Origin of the sequence: Curtobacterium sp. MCBA15_008, from assembly GCF_001865065.1 — a bacterium.
GTDB lineage: Bacteria > Actinomycetota > Actinomycetes > Actinomycetales > Microbacteriaceae > Curtobacterium.
In genome coordinates this window covers 68,313-82,847 of record NZ_MJGN01000008.1, presented here as the reverse complement: position 1 = coordinate 82,847, position 14,535 = coordinate 68,313, and the positions used below count along the sequence as shown (strand labels likewise).

10 protein-coding genes are annotated in these 14,535 nt (G+C 70.1%); all 10 read left to right on the top strand.

Annotated elements, in window-relative coordinates:
• Positions 1-150 precede the first annotated feature (150 nt).
• The gene (locus tag BIU96_RS04045) at positions 151-1,245 is read left to right on the top strand and encodes a LacI family DNA-binding transcriptional regulator (protein WP_071291324.1); all 1,095 of its coding nucleotides are present in this window, start codon (positions 151-153) and stop codon (positions 1,243-1,245) included.
• Between the two features lie 539 nt (positions 1,246-1,784).
• Positions 1,785-3,107, top strand: a complete 1,323-nt coding sequence (locus BIU96_RS04040) for an ABC transporter substrate-binding protein (protein WP_071291323.1) — start codon at positions 1,785-1,787, stop codon at positions 3,105-3,107.
• 79 nt (positions 3,108-3,186) lie between these two features.
• Complete coding sequence (locus BIU96_RS04035) at positions 3,187-4,041, top strand: carbohydrate ABC transporter permease (protein WP_083402647.1); 855 nt, start codon at positions 3,187-3,189, stop codon at positions 4,039-4,041.
• Positions 4,042-4,112: 71 nt separating this feature from the next.
• Entirely contained in the window at positions 4,113-4,916 is an 804-nt protein-coding gene (locus BIU96_RS04030) for a carbohydrate ABC transporter permease (RefSeq protein WP_254785949.1), read from the top strand.
• A gap of 122 nt (positions 4,917-5,038) precedes the next feature.
• Positions 5,039-7,351, top strand: coding sequence for a family 78 glycoside hydrolase catalytic domain (locus tag BIU96_RS04025; RefSeq protein WP_071291320.1), 2,313 nt, complete (start codon positions 5,039-5,041; stop codon positions 7,349-7,351).
• Between the two features lie 190 nt (positions 7,352-7,541).
• The gene (gene rhaI, locus BIU96_RS04020) at positions 7,542-8,714 is read left to right on the top strand and encodes an L-rhamnose isomerase (RefSeq protein WP_071291319.1); all 1,173 of its coding nucleotides are present in this window, start codon (positions 7,542-7,544) and stop codon (positions 8,712-8,714) included.
• A gap of 4 nt (positions 8,715-8,718) precedes the next feature.
• Complete coding sequence (locus BIU96_RS04015) at positions 8,719-10,806, top strand: bifunctional rhamnulose-1-phosphate aldolase/short-chain dehydrogenase (protein ID WP_083402641.1); 2,088 nt, start codon at positions 8,719-8,721, stop codon at positions 10,804-10,806.
• Between the two features lie 22 nt (positions 10,807-10,828).
• Positions 10,829-12,304: a rhamnulokinase family protein gene (locus BIU96_RS04010; protein ID WP_071291318.1), complete on the top strand. Its 1,476-nt coding sequence runs from the start codon at positions 10,829-10,831 to the stop codon at positions 12,302-12,304.
• Positions 12,305-12,432: 128 nt separating this feature from the next.
• Positions 12,433-13,623 (top strand): alpha-hydroxy acid oxidase, encoded by a 1,191-nt coding sequence (locus tag BIU96_RS04005; RefSeq protein WP_071291357.1) that lies wholly within the window; start codon positions 12,433-12,435, stop codon positions 13,621-13,623.
• An 85-nt stretch (positions 13,624-13,708) separates the two neighbouring features.
• On the top strand, positions 13,709-14,535 hold an 827-nt coding region (locus BIU96_RS19705), incomplete at its 3' end, for a hypothetical protein (RefSeq protein ID WP_217642234.1).

Below are 14,535 nucleotides of genomic sequence, written 5' to 3'. Positions count from 1 at the left end.
GCCGAGACCCGGGGCGGTTCCGACGAGACTCGGGTCGCGTCAGCCGAGACTCGGCTCCGCCCCCGGGTCTGGAGGCGCGTGGCGGCGCCGCACCGCGCCTCCAGTCCGACACGTGTCCGCACCACCCCACCCGCCGCCTACGATCGGACCATGGTGCATGTCCCCCGGCGCGACGGCCCGCCGAGCGTGCACCACGTCGCCGCCCGGGCGGGCGTGTCGCTCGCGACCGTCTCGAACGTCCTCAACCACCCGGAGCGTGTGGCGGACCGCACCGCAGCCCGAGTCCGCGCCGCCATCGACGAACTCGGGTACACGCCGAACCGGAACGCGCGCGCCCTGGTGTCCGGCAGCACGCGCGCCATCGGGCTCGTCGTCATGTCGCTGCGGAACTCCCTGTTCAGCGACATGGTGAACGGTGCGCAGCTCGAGGCGCGGAAGCGCGGGCACGCGTTGCTCATCGCGAGCAGTGAGGACGACCTCGAGGCCCAGGCCGACCACCTGGCGTACCTCGAGAGCACGCGGGTGTCCGGGATCCTGCTGGCGACGATGACCGAGTCCAAGGAGCAGGTCGACCTGACGCGGCGGCACGGGCACCCGGTCGTGTACGTGAACCACGAGCCGTCCGAGGTCGAGGCCTGCTCGGTCGTGGTCGACAACGAGCAGGCGGCGTACCTCGCCACGACGCACCTCATCGAGCGGGGCTGCAAGCGGATCGGCTTCGTCAGCGCCCGGCCCGAGCTGCAGCCGGTGCACCGACGGCGAGCGGGGGTACTGCGGGCGCTCGCGGAACACCCCGGGGTCGCCCTGGTCGACGTCGACGCCGGGGACATCGACCCGGTCGGCGGCACGGACGCCGGAGCCCGGATCGCCCGGATGCCCGCCTCCGAACGGCCGGACGGGGTGCTCGGGGTGACGGACATCCTGGCGATGGCCGTCGTGACCGAGCTGCGGGCGGCGGGGCTCCGCGTGCCGGAGGACATCCCGGTGTCGGGCTGCGACCACAACTCCGTGGCGTGGGGCGGTGCGGTGCCGCTGACCTCGGTGACGATGCACGGCGCGGAGATGGGTGCCGCGGCGGTCGGGCTCCTGCTCGACGAGCTGCAGGACGCGCCGGGCGAGCACGTGCACCGGACCGTGGTGATCGGCAGCGAACTCGTGGCGCGGGAGAGCACGCTCGGCCGGGCGGCGGCTTCGGCGGCGGCGCGGGGCCGGAGGCCGAGCGACCCGCGGTTGCGCGAGAGCTGACGCGGGCGTGGGCGCGGCGGGGCGGCACGCGCGCCGCTGACGAGTTTCGCGGTGAGCGACAGTTCACGCGCCGACGAGCGCGTGAAGTGTCGCTGAGCGCGAAAGCCGGGCGGCGGCCCTGGTGGCGACCACCTCGGGCGGTGCGGCACGGGGCGGAGGTGGGCCGCGCCTCCCGTCTGCCGGAGGTGCGCGACCGCGGAGGCGGGCGCCGCACGACCGCACCGCGCCTCGCCGCGCCGGGCCGCACCCAAGTCTCGCGGTGAGCGACACTTCACGCCCCGACGAGCCCGTGATGTGTCGCTGAGCGCGAAACTCGGGCCAGCGCCCACCGCACCCGCCCCGCCACCACCCCCACCCGCGCCCGCACCACCACCCACTTCCGTAACGAAACGCGGCGGACGATTGACACGCTTCAATCGCCGTGGTTCCATTCCGATTGAAACGTTCTAAACAGCAGCACCGGAGCCCCGCAGCGGAGCGGGATCCGGGTCCGTTTCACCCCGGGGTACCCCGCCCCGGGCCTTACGAGGAGGTAAGGAATGTCAGCTCGCTCCCTGACCACCAGGCTCATCGCCATCGGCGGCGCCACGGTCCTCATCGGCGGCCTGGCCGCGTGTTCGTCGGGCGGCTCCGCCGACACCGGCAGCGGCGGCGGCAAGGTGCAGATCACGTACCAGGCCGACAACTCGCCCGCGACGGCCGCCACCGCGAAGCCGCTCATCACCGCGTTCGAGAAGGCCAACCCGGACATCACGGTCAAGTTCGACACCCGCCCGCAGGGCACCGACGGCGACAACCTGGTGAAGACGCAGCTGTCCACCGGCGAGATGGCCGACGTGTTCAACTACAACTCGGGCTCGCTCATGCAGGCGCTCAACCCGGACAACACCCTCGTCGACCTCACCGACCAGAAGTGGGCGAAGGACGTCGACCCGCAGTTCACGAAGGTGGTCAGCACCGACAAGGGCATGTACGGCGCACCGTTCGGCACCAGCTTCGGCGGCGGCGTCATGTACAACAAGAAGGTCTACGAGAAGCTCGGCCTCAGCGTCCCGACCACGTGGGACGAGTTCATCAGCAACAGCGAGAAGATCAAGGACTCGGGCGTCGACCCGATCATCCAGACGTACGGCGACACCTGGACCAGCCAGCTGTTCGTCCTCGGCGACTTCGCGAACATCACGGCGCAGCAGAAGAACTGGGCCACGCAGTACACGAAGAACAAGGAGTCCTACGCGAAGGACCCGGCACTCGCCGGGTTCGACCACCTCGCCGAGGTGAAGGACAAGGGCCTCGTCAACAAGGACTACGCGTCCGCGACGCAGGCGAACGGGCTGAAGATGCTCGCCGACGGCACCGGGGCGCAGTACCCGATGCTGACCAACGCGATCTCGACCCTGCAGCAGGACAGCCCCGACGCGGTGAACGACATCGGCGCCTTCGCCCTGCCGGCCGAGAACGCGGACGACACGAACCTGACGATCTGGGAGCCGAACGGCCTGTACATCCCGAAGACGTCGACGGGCGACAAGCTGGCGGCGGCGAAGAAGTTCATCGCCTTCGCGAACTCGGACCAGGGCTGCAAGGTGCAGAACGACACCGGCACCCCCGGTGGCCCGTACGTCATCTCGACGTGCACGCTGCCGGACAGCGTCCCGACGATGATCGGCGACCTGCAGAAGTACCTCGACGACGGCAAGGCATCGCCGGCCCTCGAGTTCCTCTCCCCCATCAAGGGCCCGAACCTCGAGAAGATCTGCGTGCAGGTCGGCTCGGGCATCTCCTCCGCCGCTGTCGGCGCGAAGCAGTACGACCAGGACGTCGTGCAGCAGGCGCAGCAGCTCGGCATCAAGGGCTGGTGATCCGGTGACCGCGACGCTCACGACGGCGGCAGCACCGCCGCAGACCCTCAAGGCCGGGCCGGGCCCCGCACGCCGCCGGATGCGCTCGTTCTACCCGGCGTGGTTCTTCATCCCGGCGATCGCGTTGTACGTCGTGTTCTTCGCGGTCCCGACCTTCGCGGGGTTCTACTTCTCGCTCACCCGCTGGACGCTGTTCGACCAGACCTTCATCGGCTTCGACAACTTCGTCCGGTTCTTCCAGGACCCGCAGCTCGTCTCCGGGTTCGTGCACACGTTCGAGTACGGGTTCGTGACGAGCGCGGCGAAGGTGGTCCTCGGACTCGCCCTCGCCCTGCTCCTCACGAGTCCCGTGCTCGGGCGCGGGTACCTCCGCGCGGTGGTGTTCTTCCCCGTGCTGGTGTCGACGATCGGCATCGGCATCACCTTCAAGGCACTGATGGACCCCTTCCACGGGATCATCAACGGCGTCCTCGGATCCGTCGGGCTCCCCACCCCGGGGTGGCTGACCGACCCGGCGCTCGCACTCTGGAGCGTCGCAGCGGTGGACGTCTGGAAGGGCGTCGGCATCGCGACGCTCATCTTCATCGCCGGCATCGTCGCGATCCCGCAGGAGTACTTCGAGGCCGCCCGCGTCGACGGCGCGAGCGCGTGGACGATCTTCAAGAACATCACGTTGCCGCTGTCCCGACCGGCGATGGGGACGGTCATCATCCTGTCCCTGATCGGCGGGCTGCGGTCCTTCGACCTGATCTGGGCGATGACCGGCGGCGGACCCGGGTTCACCAGCGACGTCATCGCGAGTGTGATCTACAAGCAGTACCAGGCCGGCTTCTACGGGCTGTCGACCGCCGGCAACGTCGTGCTGTTCATCGTCGTGACCGCGATCATGGTCCCCATCTCGTGGCTCATCAACCGCAAGGAGGCGGACCTGTGACCGCGCTCACCAGTCCCCGCGTCGGCGCCCCGACGCGGTCCCGCCACCCGGGCCGCACCCGCAAGTGGGTCATCGGCTCGATCGCGATCGTCGTCAGCTTCGTGGTCTTCCTGGTGCCGTTCGTCTTCGTCCTGTTCCAGGCGGCGAAGAACCCGGCCGAGGCGAACCAGCTCGGCTTCAGCCTGCCGACCGAGTGGCAGCTGTGGCAGAACCTGCAGACCGTGTTCCAGTCCGGCGACGGCGGCATCCTCCGCGCCTTCTGGAACAGCGCGATCCTCACCGTGGGCAGCGTCATCATCATGGTGGTGTTCTCCGCGATGGTCGGCTACGTCCTGCAGCGGCGGCCGAGCAAGTGGAACGGCCTGATCAACTTCTTCGTGCTGGCCGGCCTCATCGTCCCGCCCGCGATCGTCCCGACGATCTGGGTGCTGCAGGGCCTGAACCTGTTCAAGACGATGGGCGGGATGATCCTCATCGAGGCGACCTTCGGCCTGTCGTTCTGCATCCTGCTCTTCCGGGCGTTCGTCGCGACGATCCCGAAGGAGCTCGACGAGGCCGCCGTCCTCGACGGTGCCGGCCCGATCCGGCTGTTCTTCGGGGTGGTCCTGCCGCTCCTCAAGCCGGTCATCATCACGGTCGTGCTCGTGCAGTCCGTCACGGTGTTCAACGACTTCACGAACCCGCTGTACTTCCTGCCCGGGTCCGAGAACGCCACCGTCCAGCAGACGCTCTACTCGTTCCAGAGCCAGTCCGTCAGTCAGCTCAACCTGCTGTTCACCGACGTGCTGCTCATCACGATCCCGCCGCTCGTCCTGTACATCTTCTTCAACCGTCAGATCGTCGCCGGCATGACCAGCGGCGCCGTCAAGGGCTGACGCCCGAACCCGGCCTGGAGGCACGGCTCGCCTCCCCCGGTCGTCCCACCCCGACGGGACGGCCGGGCCCACGACCCCCGCTCCGGTCGACGACGACCGGTCGCGTGAAAGGACCACACCACATGACCACCTGGACCGCATCGTTCATCGCGAGCGACGACGACCTCGGGAGCGCACCGATCCTGCGCCGGGAGTTCACCCTCGACGACGGCCACGGCCCCGTCACCACGGCGACCCTCGACCTCAGCGCGCTCGGCGTCGTCGAGGGCTGGCTCGGCGGGCAGCGCGTCTCCGACCACCTGCTCGAACCGGGGTGGACGAGCTACGAGTGGCGCATCCGCGTCGCGTCGCACGACGTGACGGCGCACCTGGCCGAGACGGCCCCGGGCAGCGCCGCCGTCCTCGCGCTGGTGATCGGCAACGGCTGGGCCGCCGGACGCCTCGCGTGGGGTGGTGGCGGGGGTTGGTACACGGACGAGCGCGCCGGGTTCGCCGAGCTGCGCATCACGTTCGAGGACGGCCACGAGCAGCACGTGGTGACGGACACCGACTGGCAGGCGCTGTCGAGTGCGATCACCGCCGACCAGCTGTACGACGGCGAGGACATCGACGCCCGGCTCCGCGACGGCTCGTTCCTGACGCCGGGCGAGGTCACCGTGCCGAGCGTCGACGGACACGAGGGCCGCACGAGCGGCGTGCACACCGTCGACCTCGGGGAACGCGCACTCGTCGCCGACACCGTGCCGCCGGTCCGGCCCCTCGCCGAGATCGCACCGGTCCAGGTGTGGACGAGCCCGTCCGGAGCGACCCTGATCGACTTCGGCGTGAACCTGGTCGGCTGGCTCCGCGTGGTCGCCACCGGGACCGCGGGCACGGTGCTGACGCTCAAGCACGCCGAGGTCCTCGAGCACGACGAACTCGGCACCCGGCCCCTGCGCTCGGCGAAGGCGACGGACCACTTCACCCTGAGCGGCGGCGAGGACCGCTTCGAGCCCCGCTTCACCTTCCACGGGTTCCGCTACGCAGAGGTCGACGGCTGGCCGGGCACCCTCGACGAGCTCCGCACCGCGATCACCGCCGTGCAGGTCGGCTCCGACCTCACGCGGACGGGCACGTTCGAGTCGAGCCACGACCTGCTCAACACCTTCCACGACAACGTCATCCGGGGCATGCAGGGCAACTTCCTGAGCGTGCCGACCGACTGCCCGCAGCGCGACGAACGGCTCGGCTGGACGGGCGACATCGCGGCCTTCGCGCCGACGGCGTCGTACCTGTTCGACACCAGGACGTTCCTCGGCGACTGGCTCCGCGACGTGTGGCTCGAGCAGCAGCACGCCGAGGGCGTCATCCCGTTCGTGGTGCCGGACGTGCTGAAGTACTCCCCCGCCGATGACTTCGGCAAGCCGGACGCCACAGCGATCTGGTCGGACGCCGGGGTCTGGGTGCCGTGGACGCTGTACCAGGCGTACGGCGACACGGCCGTCCTCGAGGAGCAGTTCGACTCGATGGCCGCACACCTCCGCCGGATCCGCGACCACCTGTCCCCGGAAGACCTGTGGGACACGGTGTTCCAGTTCGGCGACTGGCTCGACCCGGACGCCCCGCCGGAGAACCCGGCGGACGCGAAGGCGGACAAGGGCGTCGTCGCGACGATCTGCGCCTTCCGGTCCGCGACGATCGTGGCGGAGGCGGCGGAGCTCCTGGGCGGCCACGAGGCGGAAGCGGCCGAGTTCCAGGAACTCGCCGCGCGCCTCCAGGCAGCGTTCCGGGCCCACTACCTGCTGGACGACGGCCGGATCCTGTCCGACGCGACCACCGTGTACACGCTCGCGATCGTGTTCGGGATCCTCGACGCCGAAGGCGAGGCGAAGGCCGGCGACCGCCTCGCCGAGCTGGCCGAGCAGTCCGGGTACCGGATCTCGACGGGCTTCGCGGGGACGCCGTTCATCACCGACGCGCTCACGAAGACGGGCCACCTGTCGGACGCGTACGAGCTGCTGCTGCAGACCGAGTGCCCGTCGTGGCTGTACCCGGTCACGATGGGTGCGACGACGGTCTGGGAGCGCTGGGACTCGATGCTGCCGGACGGCACCATCAACCCGGGTGAGATGACCTCGTTCAACCACTACGCACTCGGTGCCGTGGCGGACTGGATGCACCGGGTGGTGGGCGGTCTCGCGCCGCTCGAGCCGGGGTACTCGGCCGTGCTCATCGCGCCGCAGCCGGGCGGCGGTCTGACGTGGGCGTCGACCTCGCTGGACACGGTGCACGGGCACGTCGCGGTGCGGTGGGAGCTCGTCGACGGCGAGCTCGTCGTGCACGCGACGGTCCCCGAGGGCGTCACCGCACTGGTGCGGCTGCCGGGTGTACCCGAGCAGCGCGTGTCGGGAGGCACGCACGAGCTCCGCGCGCCGGCCGCGGTCCCCGTGGCGTAGCACTGGCCGCGTCGAACCACGTATCCGACATCGAACCGGCCGCAACGGCCGGTTCGATGTCGGGATCGTGGTTCGACATGTCGCCCACCGCACCGCCGCCCACCGGACCCCCCGCACCACCCCGCTTGCGCGGACCCCGCGCAGCGCGTACCGTATGAAACGATTCAATCGCACACGAGGAAGTGACACGATGACATCGACCCCGAGCTTCGCCGGCATCGCCGACCAGCTGGCCCGACAGCAGATCGAGCTGCCCAGCTGGGCCTTCGGCAACTCCGGCACCCGCTTCAAGGTGTTCAGCACGCCGGGCACCCCGCGGGACCCCTACGAGAAGATCGCCGACGCCGCCCAGGTCAACAAGTACACGGGGCTCGCTCCCACGGTGGCACTGCACATCCCGTGGGACCTCGTGGACGACTTCGCCGACCTCCGCCGCCACGCAGAAGAGCACGGCGTGCGGCTCGGCACGGTGAACTCGAACACGTTCCAGGACGACGACTACAAGTTCGGCGCCCTGACCCACGTCGACGAGACGATCCGGCAGAAGGCGATCGACCACCACCTGCGGTGCATCGACGTGATGGACGCCACCGGCAGCCGCGACCTGAAGATCTGGCTCGCCGAGGGCTCGAACTACCCCGGACAAGAGGACATGCGCTCCCGCCAGGACCGCCTGCACGACTCGCTCAGCACGATCTACGACCGCCTCGGAGCCGACCAGCGCCTGGTGCTCGAGTACAAGTTCTTCGAGCCGTCGTTCTACCACACGGACGTTCCCGACTGGGGCACGAGCTACGTGCAGACGGCGGCACTCGGGCCGAAGGCAATGGTCTGCCTCGACACCGGCCACCACGCCCCCGGCACGAACATCGAGTTCATCGTCATGCAGCTCCTGCGCCTCGGCAAGCTCGGCTCCTTCGACTTCAACTCGCGCTTCTACGCCGACGACGACCTGATCGTGGGTGCGGCGGACCCGTTCCAGCTGTTCCGCATCCTGGTCGAGGTCATCCGCGGCGGCGGCTACGACAACCCCGACGTCGCGTTCATGCTCGACCAGTGCCACAACATCGAGGACAAGATCCCCGGTCAGATCCGCTCGGTGCTCAACGTGCAGGAGATGACGGCCCGGGCGCTGCTCCTCGACCGCGTGGCACTGACCGCCGCGCAAGAGGCCCACGACGTCCTCGGCGCGAACGAGGTCTTCATGGACGCGTACCAGACCGACGTCCGAGCGGACCTCGCCGCGTGGCGCGAATCCCGCGGTCTGCCGGCGAACCCGATGCGCGCGTACCTGGACTCCGGGTACCAGCAGTCGATCGCCGAGGACCGCGTCGGCGGCGTCCAGGCCGGTTGGGGCGCGTAGACAGATGACGATCAACGACCTGGAGGCACGGGTGGACCCCGCAACGCACGGCACCGACGCGGACACCACGATCAGTGCGCTCATCGCACGTTCCAACGCGCTCGGCTCGGATCCGCGGATCACGAACTACGCCGGTGGGAACACCTCGGCGAAGGGCACCGACACCGACCCGGTGACCGGCGAGCCGGTGGAGCTGCTCTGGGTGAAGGGCTCCGGGGGCGACCTCGGCACCCTCACCCCGGCGGGCCTCGCAGTCCTGCGCGTCGACCGCGTCCGTGCCCTCCAGGACGTCTACCCGGGGGTGGAGCGCGAGGACGAGATGGTCGCAGCGTTCGACTACACGATGCACGGCAAGGGCGGTGCGGCGCCGTCGATCGACACGGCGATGCACGCCCTCGTCGACGCCGCGCACGTCGACCACCTGCACCCGGACGCCGGCATCGCGATCGCGACGGCGGCGGACGGACCCGCCCTGACGTCGACGATCTTCGGCGACACGGTGGTGTGGGTGCCGTGGCGCCGACCCGGGTTCCAGCTCGGGCTCGACATCGCCGCGATCAAGCGGGACAACCCGCAGGCGATCGGCACGATCCTCGGTGGCCACGGGATCACGGCCTGGGGCGAGACGAGTGAGGAGGCCGAAGCGAACTCGCGCTGGATCATCGACACCGCCGAGCAGTACATCGCGGCGAACGGCGCGGCCGACCCGTTCGGCGGCGTCCGAGCGGGGTTCGAAGCGCTCCCGACCGACGAACGCCACGCACGTGCCGCTGCCCTCGCCCCGACGATCCGCGGCATCGCCGGGCACGACAAGCCCGTGGTGGGTCACTTCACCGACAGCGACGTCGTGCTCGACTTCCTCGCGAGCGAACGCGCCGAAGAACTGGCGGCGCTCGGCACCAGTTGCCCGGACCACTTCCTCCGCACCAAGGTCAAGCCGCTCATCCTCGACCTGCCCGCCACCGCGAGCGTCGACGAGCAGACCGCCCGCCTGCACGAACTCCACGAGCAGTACCGCGCGGACTACCAGGCCTACTACGACCGCCACGCGAACCCGGACTCCCCCGCGATCCGCGGCGCCGACCCGCTCATCGTGCTGGTGCCCGGCGTCGGGATGTTCTCGTACGGCAAGGACGCCCAGACCGCCCGCGTCGCCGGGGAGTTCTACGTCAACGCGATCAACGTCATGCGCGGCGCCGAGTCGTTGAGCACCTACGACCCCATCGACGAGGCCGAGAAGTTCCGCATCGAGTACTGGGCCCTCGAAGAGGCGAAGCTCCAGCGGATGCCGGCCCCCAAGAAGCTCGCCACTCGCATCGCCCTCGTCACCGGCGCCGCGAGCGGCATCGGCAAGGCGATCGCGAAGCGCCTGGCCGCCGAGGGCGCCGCGGTCGTCATCGCCGACCTCGACGTCGACAAGGCCACCGCCGCGGCAGCCGAGATCGGCGGCCCGGACCAGGCCATCGGCGTCGCCGCGAACGTGACCTCCGCAGCGGACATCGAGCGCGCGATCCAGCAGACGCTGCTGCACTTCGGCGGTCTCGACCTGGTCGTGAACAACGCCGGCCTGAGCCTGTCGAAGAGCCTGCTCGAGACCACCGAACAGGACTGGGACCTGCAGCACGACGTCATGGCGAAGGGCTCGTTCCTGGTGTCGAAGGCGGCGGCGAAGGTCCTCATCGAGCAGGGGCTCGGCGGCGACATCGTCTACATCTCGTCGAAGAACTCGGTGTTCGCCGGCCCGAACAACATCGCCTACTCGGCGACCAAGGCCGACCAGGCCCACCAGGTCCGACTCCTCGCGGCCGAGCTCGGCGAGCACGGCATCCGCGTCAACGGGATCAACCCCGACGGCGTCGTCCGTGGCTCGGGCATCTTCGCGAGCGGATGGGGCGCGAACCGCGCCAAGACCTACGGCATCGAGGAGCAGGACCTCGGCGCGTTCTACGCCCAGCGCACGATCCTCAAGCGCGAGGTCGTGCCGGAGAACGTCGCCAACGCCGTCTACGCCATCTGCACCGCCGACTTCTCGCACACGACCGGGCTGCACGTGCCCGTCGACGCCGGTGTCGCCGCCGCGTTCCTGCGCTGATGAACGACGGCAGGTAGGAGCGATGTCCACCAGCGGCAGCGTCGCCGCGGTCGACCTCGGTGCCACGAGCGGCCGGGTGATCGTCGGCCACGTCGACGCCGACGGCGTCCGGATGGAGCACGTCGCCCGGTTCCCGAACGGCCCCGTGTCGGTGCACGAGCACGACCGGCAGGCCCTGCACTGGGACGTCGTCGAGCTGTACCGGCAGGTGACCGACGGACTCCGCCAGGCCTTCGGCGCGCACCCCGAGCTCGTCAGCATCGGGATCGACTCGTGGGCGGTCGACTACGGGCTCCTCCGCGAGGGGCGCCTGCTCGGGCTGCCCTACCACTACCGCGACGAGCGCCACGAGCACGGGGTCGCACCCGTGCACGGACGACTCGACGCCGCGGAGCTGTACGCACGGAACGGCCTGCAGCACCTGCCCTTCAACACGGTGTTCCAGCTCGCCGCCGACCCGACCGTGCCGCTCGCCCAGCGGGCGCTGCTCGTCCCCGACCTGCTCGGCCACTGGCTGACCGGCGTCGAGGCGGCCGAGCGCACGAACGCGTCGACCACCGGGCTGTTGAACGCGACCACGCGTGGGTGGGACCCGGCGTTGCGGGCGGCTGCGCGCCTCCCGTCCGGACTCCTGCCCACCCTGCGCGACCCGGGTGACCGACTCGGTCCCCTGCTGCCCGCCGTCGCCGACCAGGTCGGCGGCAACGCACCCGTCACGCTCGTCGGATCGCACGACACCGCCTCCGCGGTCGTCGCGGTCCCCGCGACCGACCCGGACTTCGCGTACATCTCGTCGGGCACCTGGTCGCTCGTCGGCGTCGAACTCGACGCCCCGGTCCTGTCCGACGCGGCACGACAGGCCAACTGCACCAACGAGGGCGGGGTCGACGGACGGGTCCGGTTCCTCAAGAACGTGTCCGGACTGTGGCTGCTCTCCGAGAGCGTCCGCACCTGGGAGCGTGGTGGCGACCGCATCGACCTGGAGGCGCTGCTCGCCTCCGCCGCGGCCGTCACCGCCCCGGTCCCCGTCTTCGACCCCGCGGACGAGTCGTTCACGCCACCGGGCGACATGCCGTCGCGCATCGCGACGTGGTGCACGGCGCACGGACTGAGCGCGCCGGCCACCCGTGCGGAGTTCGTCCGGTCGATCCTCGAGTCGCTCGCGACCGCCTACGCCTCGACGCTCGACACGATCCGCGACGTCACCGGCAAGGACATCCGCGTCGTGCACGTGGTCGGCGGTGGATCGCAGAACCGCCTGCTCTGCCAGCTCACCGCGGACCGCACCGGGCTGCCCGTGCTCGCGGGCCCCGTCGAGGCGACGGCGCTGGGCAACGTCCTGGTGCAGGCGCGCGCCGCTGGACTCGCGGGGCTCGGAGGGGCTTCACTGGAGGCACTCCGCAGCACCGTCGCACGGACCGCCCGGCCCGTGCGGTACACCCCCTCGGCGTCGTCGCGCGCCGATCCCGATCGAACCACCGTCAGGAGCACCGCATGACCACGACCGACGACCAGCACCGCGTCGACCCCGCGACCGGGGCCCCCGCTGCCTCGACCGGTCCCGCGTCCACCGCGCGTGCCCGGGTGAAGCGGCAGCTGCCGACCGTGCACGACCTCGCCCCGCTCATGCAGTTCAAGAAGCCGGACCTCAACGCGCGGCGACGTCGCCTGGAGTCCGCCCTGACGATCTGGGACCTGCGCAAGATCGCGGCGCGCCGGACCCCGAAGGCCGCCTTCGACTACACCGAGGGTGCCGCCGAGGCCGAGATCTCGCTCGCCCGAGCCCGGCAGGCGTTCGAGGACATCGAGTTCACGCCCGCGATCCTCCGCGACGTCTCCTCGGTCGACACCTCGCGGCAGGTCCTCGGCGGGAACGTCGCGTACCCGTTCGGCATCGCACCGACGGGCTTCACCCGGATGATGCAGACCGAGGGCGAGCGCGCCGGAGCCCGCGCGGCCGGTCGCGCCGGCATCCCGTTCTCGCTCTCCACGATGGGCACCACCGCCATCGAGGACGTCCGCGACGCCAACCCGCACGGCCGGAACTGGTTCCAGCTGTACATGTGGAAGGACCGCGAGAAGTCCATGGCGCTGGTCTCCCGCGCCGAGGCCGCCGGGTTCGACACGCTGCTCGTGACGGTGGACGTCCCCGTGGCCGGAGCCCGCCTCCGCGACAAGCGGAACGGCTTCTCGATCCCGCCGCAGCTCGGCGCGAAGACGATCGTGAACGCAATCCCCCGGCCGTGGTGGTGGTTCGACTTCCTCACGACCGAGCCCCTGGCGTTCGCCTCGCTCGACCGCTGGTCCGGCACCGTCGGCGAGCTCCTCGACCACATGTTCGACCCGACCGTCACCTACGAGGACCTCGCGTGGATCCGCGACCAGTGGAAGGGCAAGGTCGTCGTCAAGGGCGTGCAGTCCCTGGCCGACGCCAAGCGCCTGGCCGACCTCGGCGTCGACGGCATCACGCTGTCGAACCACGGCGGCCGGCAGCTCGACCGCGCACCGGTGCCGTTCCACCTGCTGCCGCAGGTGGTGAAGGAGGTCGGGAACGACACCGAGGTACACCTCGACACCGGCATCATGTCCGGCGCCGACATCGTCGCGGCGGTCGCCCTCGGCGCGAAGTTCACGATGGTCGGTCGTGCCTACCTGTACGGCCTGATGGCGGGCGGCGAGGCTGGCGTCGATCGGATGATCCAGATCCTGTCCGAGCAGATCGAACGGACGATGCGGCTGCTCGGCGTCGCGACCCTCGACGAACTCGAGCCGGGCCACGTCACGCAACTGCAGCGATTCCTCCGGGTGGGAAACTGAGTGCTGTTATATTTCAATTTCGCATTTCGGAGATAAGCTTCCGAGTGCGTGTCCTCCTGACACGCTTCGAGGAAGGTTCACTCACGTGAAGAACACCATCAAGGCCATCACGATCGGCGCTCTCACCGCCGGCATGGTGGCAGTCCCGGCCGTCGGCGCGTTCGCCGCGACCGCTCCGGTCACGGCGCCGGAGATCACCGCCGTCTACACGGGCGGCGCGAACACTCCGCTCGGGCAGTACGGCTCGGATCGGACCGCCTACATCCAGGACGGCACCGCCACCATCGGCGGCCAGGTCCAGTCCCGCACCGCGATCTCGAAGGTCGAGCTGGTGTCCGGCGACAAGACGCTCTGCACCGACACCACCGTGGAGGGCACGGCCGGTTCGTACGTGTTCTCGTGCAACGTCGTCGTGCCGAAGGGCCTCACGGTCATCAAGGCCGTCGCGTTCCAGGGCACCGAGCACGCCGCGTCGGACCAGAACCTGCGACTGACGAACTACGGCACCCAGACGCCGAACCCCGTCACTCCGGTCGACCCTGGTACCGGCGTCACCCCGCCGCCCGCGGCATCCATCGCCGCCCCGAAGGTCTCGCTCGTCGAGAACTTCGGCCTCCAGCGCCGCGCCTCGATCAAGATCGAGGGCCAGAAGCTCGCCGGCTCCAAGTTCGACATCATGGTCGACGGCAAGCAGCAGTCCGTCGACGCCTCCAGCGGTCAGGCCGTCGCCTTCGTCGAGGCAGCCTCTTCGGGAGCGCAGCGGGTCCGCGTCCTCCAGGTGTCGGGCGAGACCTCGAGTGCCCTCGGCTCCCTCCTGATCTCGTTCGGCGACACGACCGGCACCCCGGTTGCCCCGGTCACCCCGATTGCCCCGGTCACTCCGGTCGACCCCGGTACCGGCGTCACCCCGCC

What these genes read in the sequence shown, in the direction of transcription:
- rhaI (WP_071291319.1), top strand. Translation starts at nt 7,542, where the DNA reads ATGACATCGACCCCGAGCTTCGCCGGCATCGCCGACCAGCTGGCCCGA.
- BIU96_RS04010 (WP_071291318.1), top strand. Translation starts at nt 10,829, where the DNA reads ATGTCCACCAGCGGCAGCGTCGCCGCGGTCGACCTCGGTGCCACGAGC.
- BIU96_RS04040 (WP_071291323.1), top strand. Translation starts at nt 1,785, where the DNA reads ATGTCAGCTCGCTCCCTGACCACCAGGCTCATCGCCATCGGCGGCGCC.
- BIU96_RS04005 (WP_071291357.1), top strand. Translation starts at nt 12,433, where the DNA reads ATGCAGTTCAAGAAGCCGGACCTCAACGCGCGGCGACGTCGCCTGGAG.
- BIU96_RS04035 (WP_083402647.1), top strand. Translation starts at nt 3,187, where the DNA reads ATGCGCTCGTTCTACCCGGCGTGGTTCTTCATCCCGGCGATCGCGTTG.
- BIU96_RS04025 (WP_071291320.1), top strand. Translation starts at nt 5,039, where the DNA reads ATGACCACCTGGACCGCATCGTTCATCGCGAGCGACGACGACCTCGGG.
- BIU96_RS04015 (WP_083402641.1), top strand. Translation starts at nt 8,719, where the DNA reads ATGACGATCAACGACCTGGAGGCACGGGTGGACCCCGCAACGCACGGC.
- BIU96_RS04045 (WP_071291324.1), top strand. Translation starts at nt 151, where the DNA reads ATGGTGCATGTCCCCCGGCGCGACGGCCCGCCGAGCGTGCACCACGTC.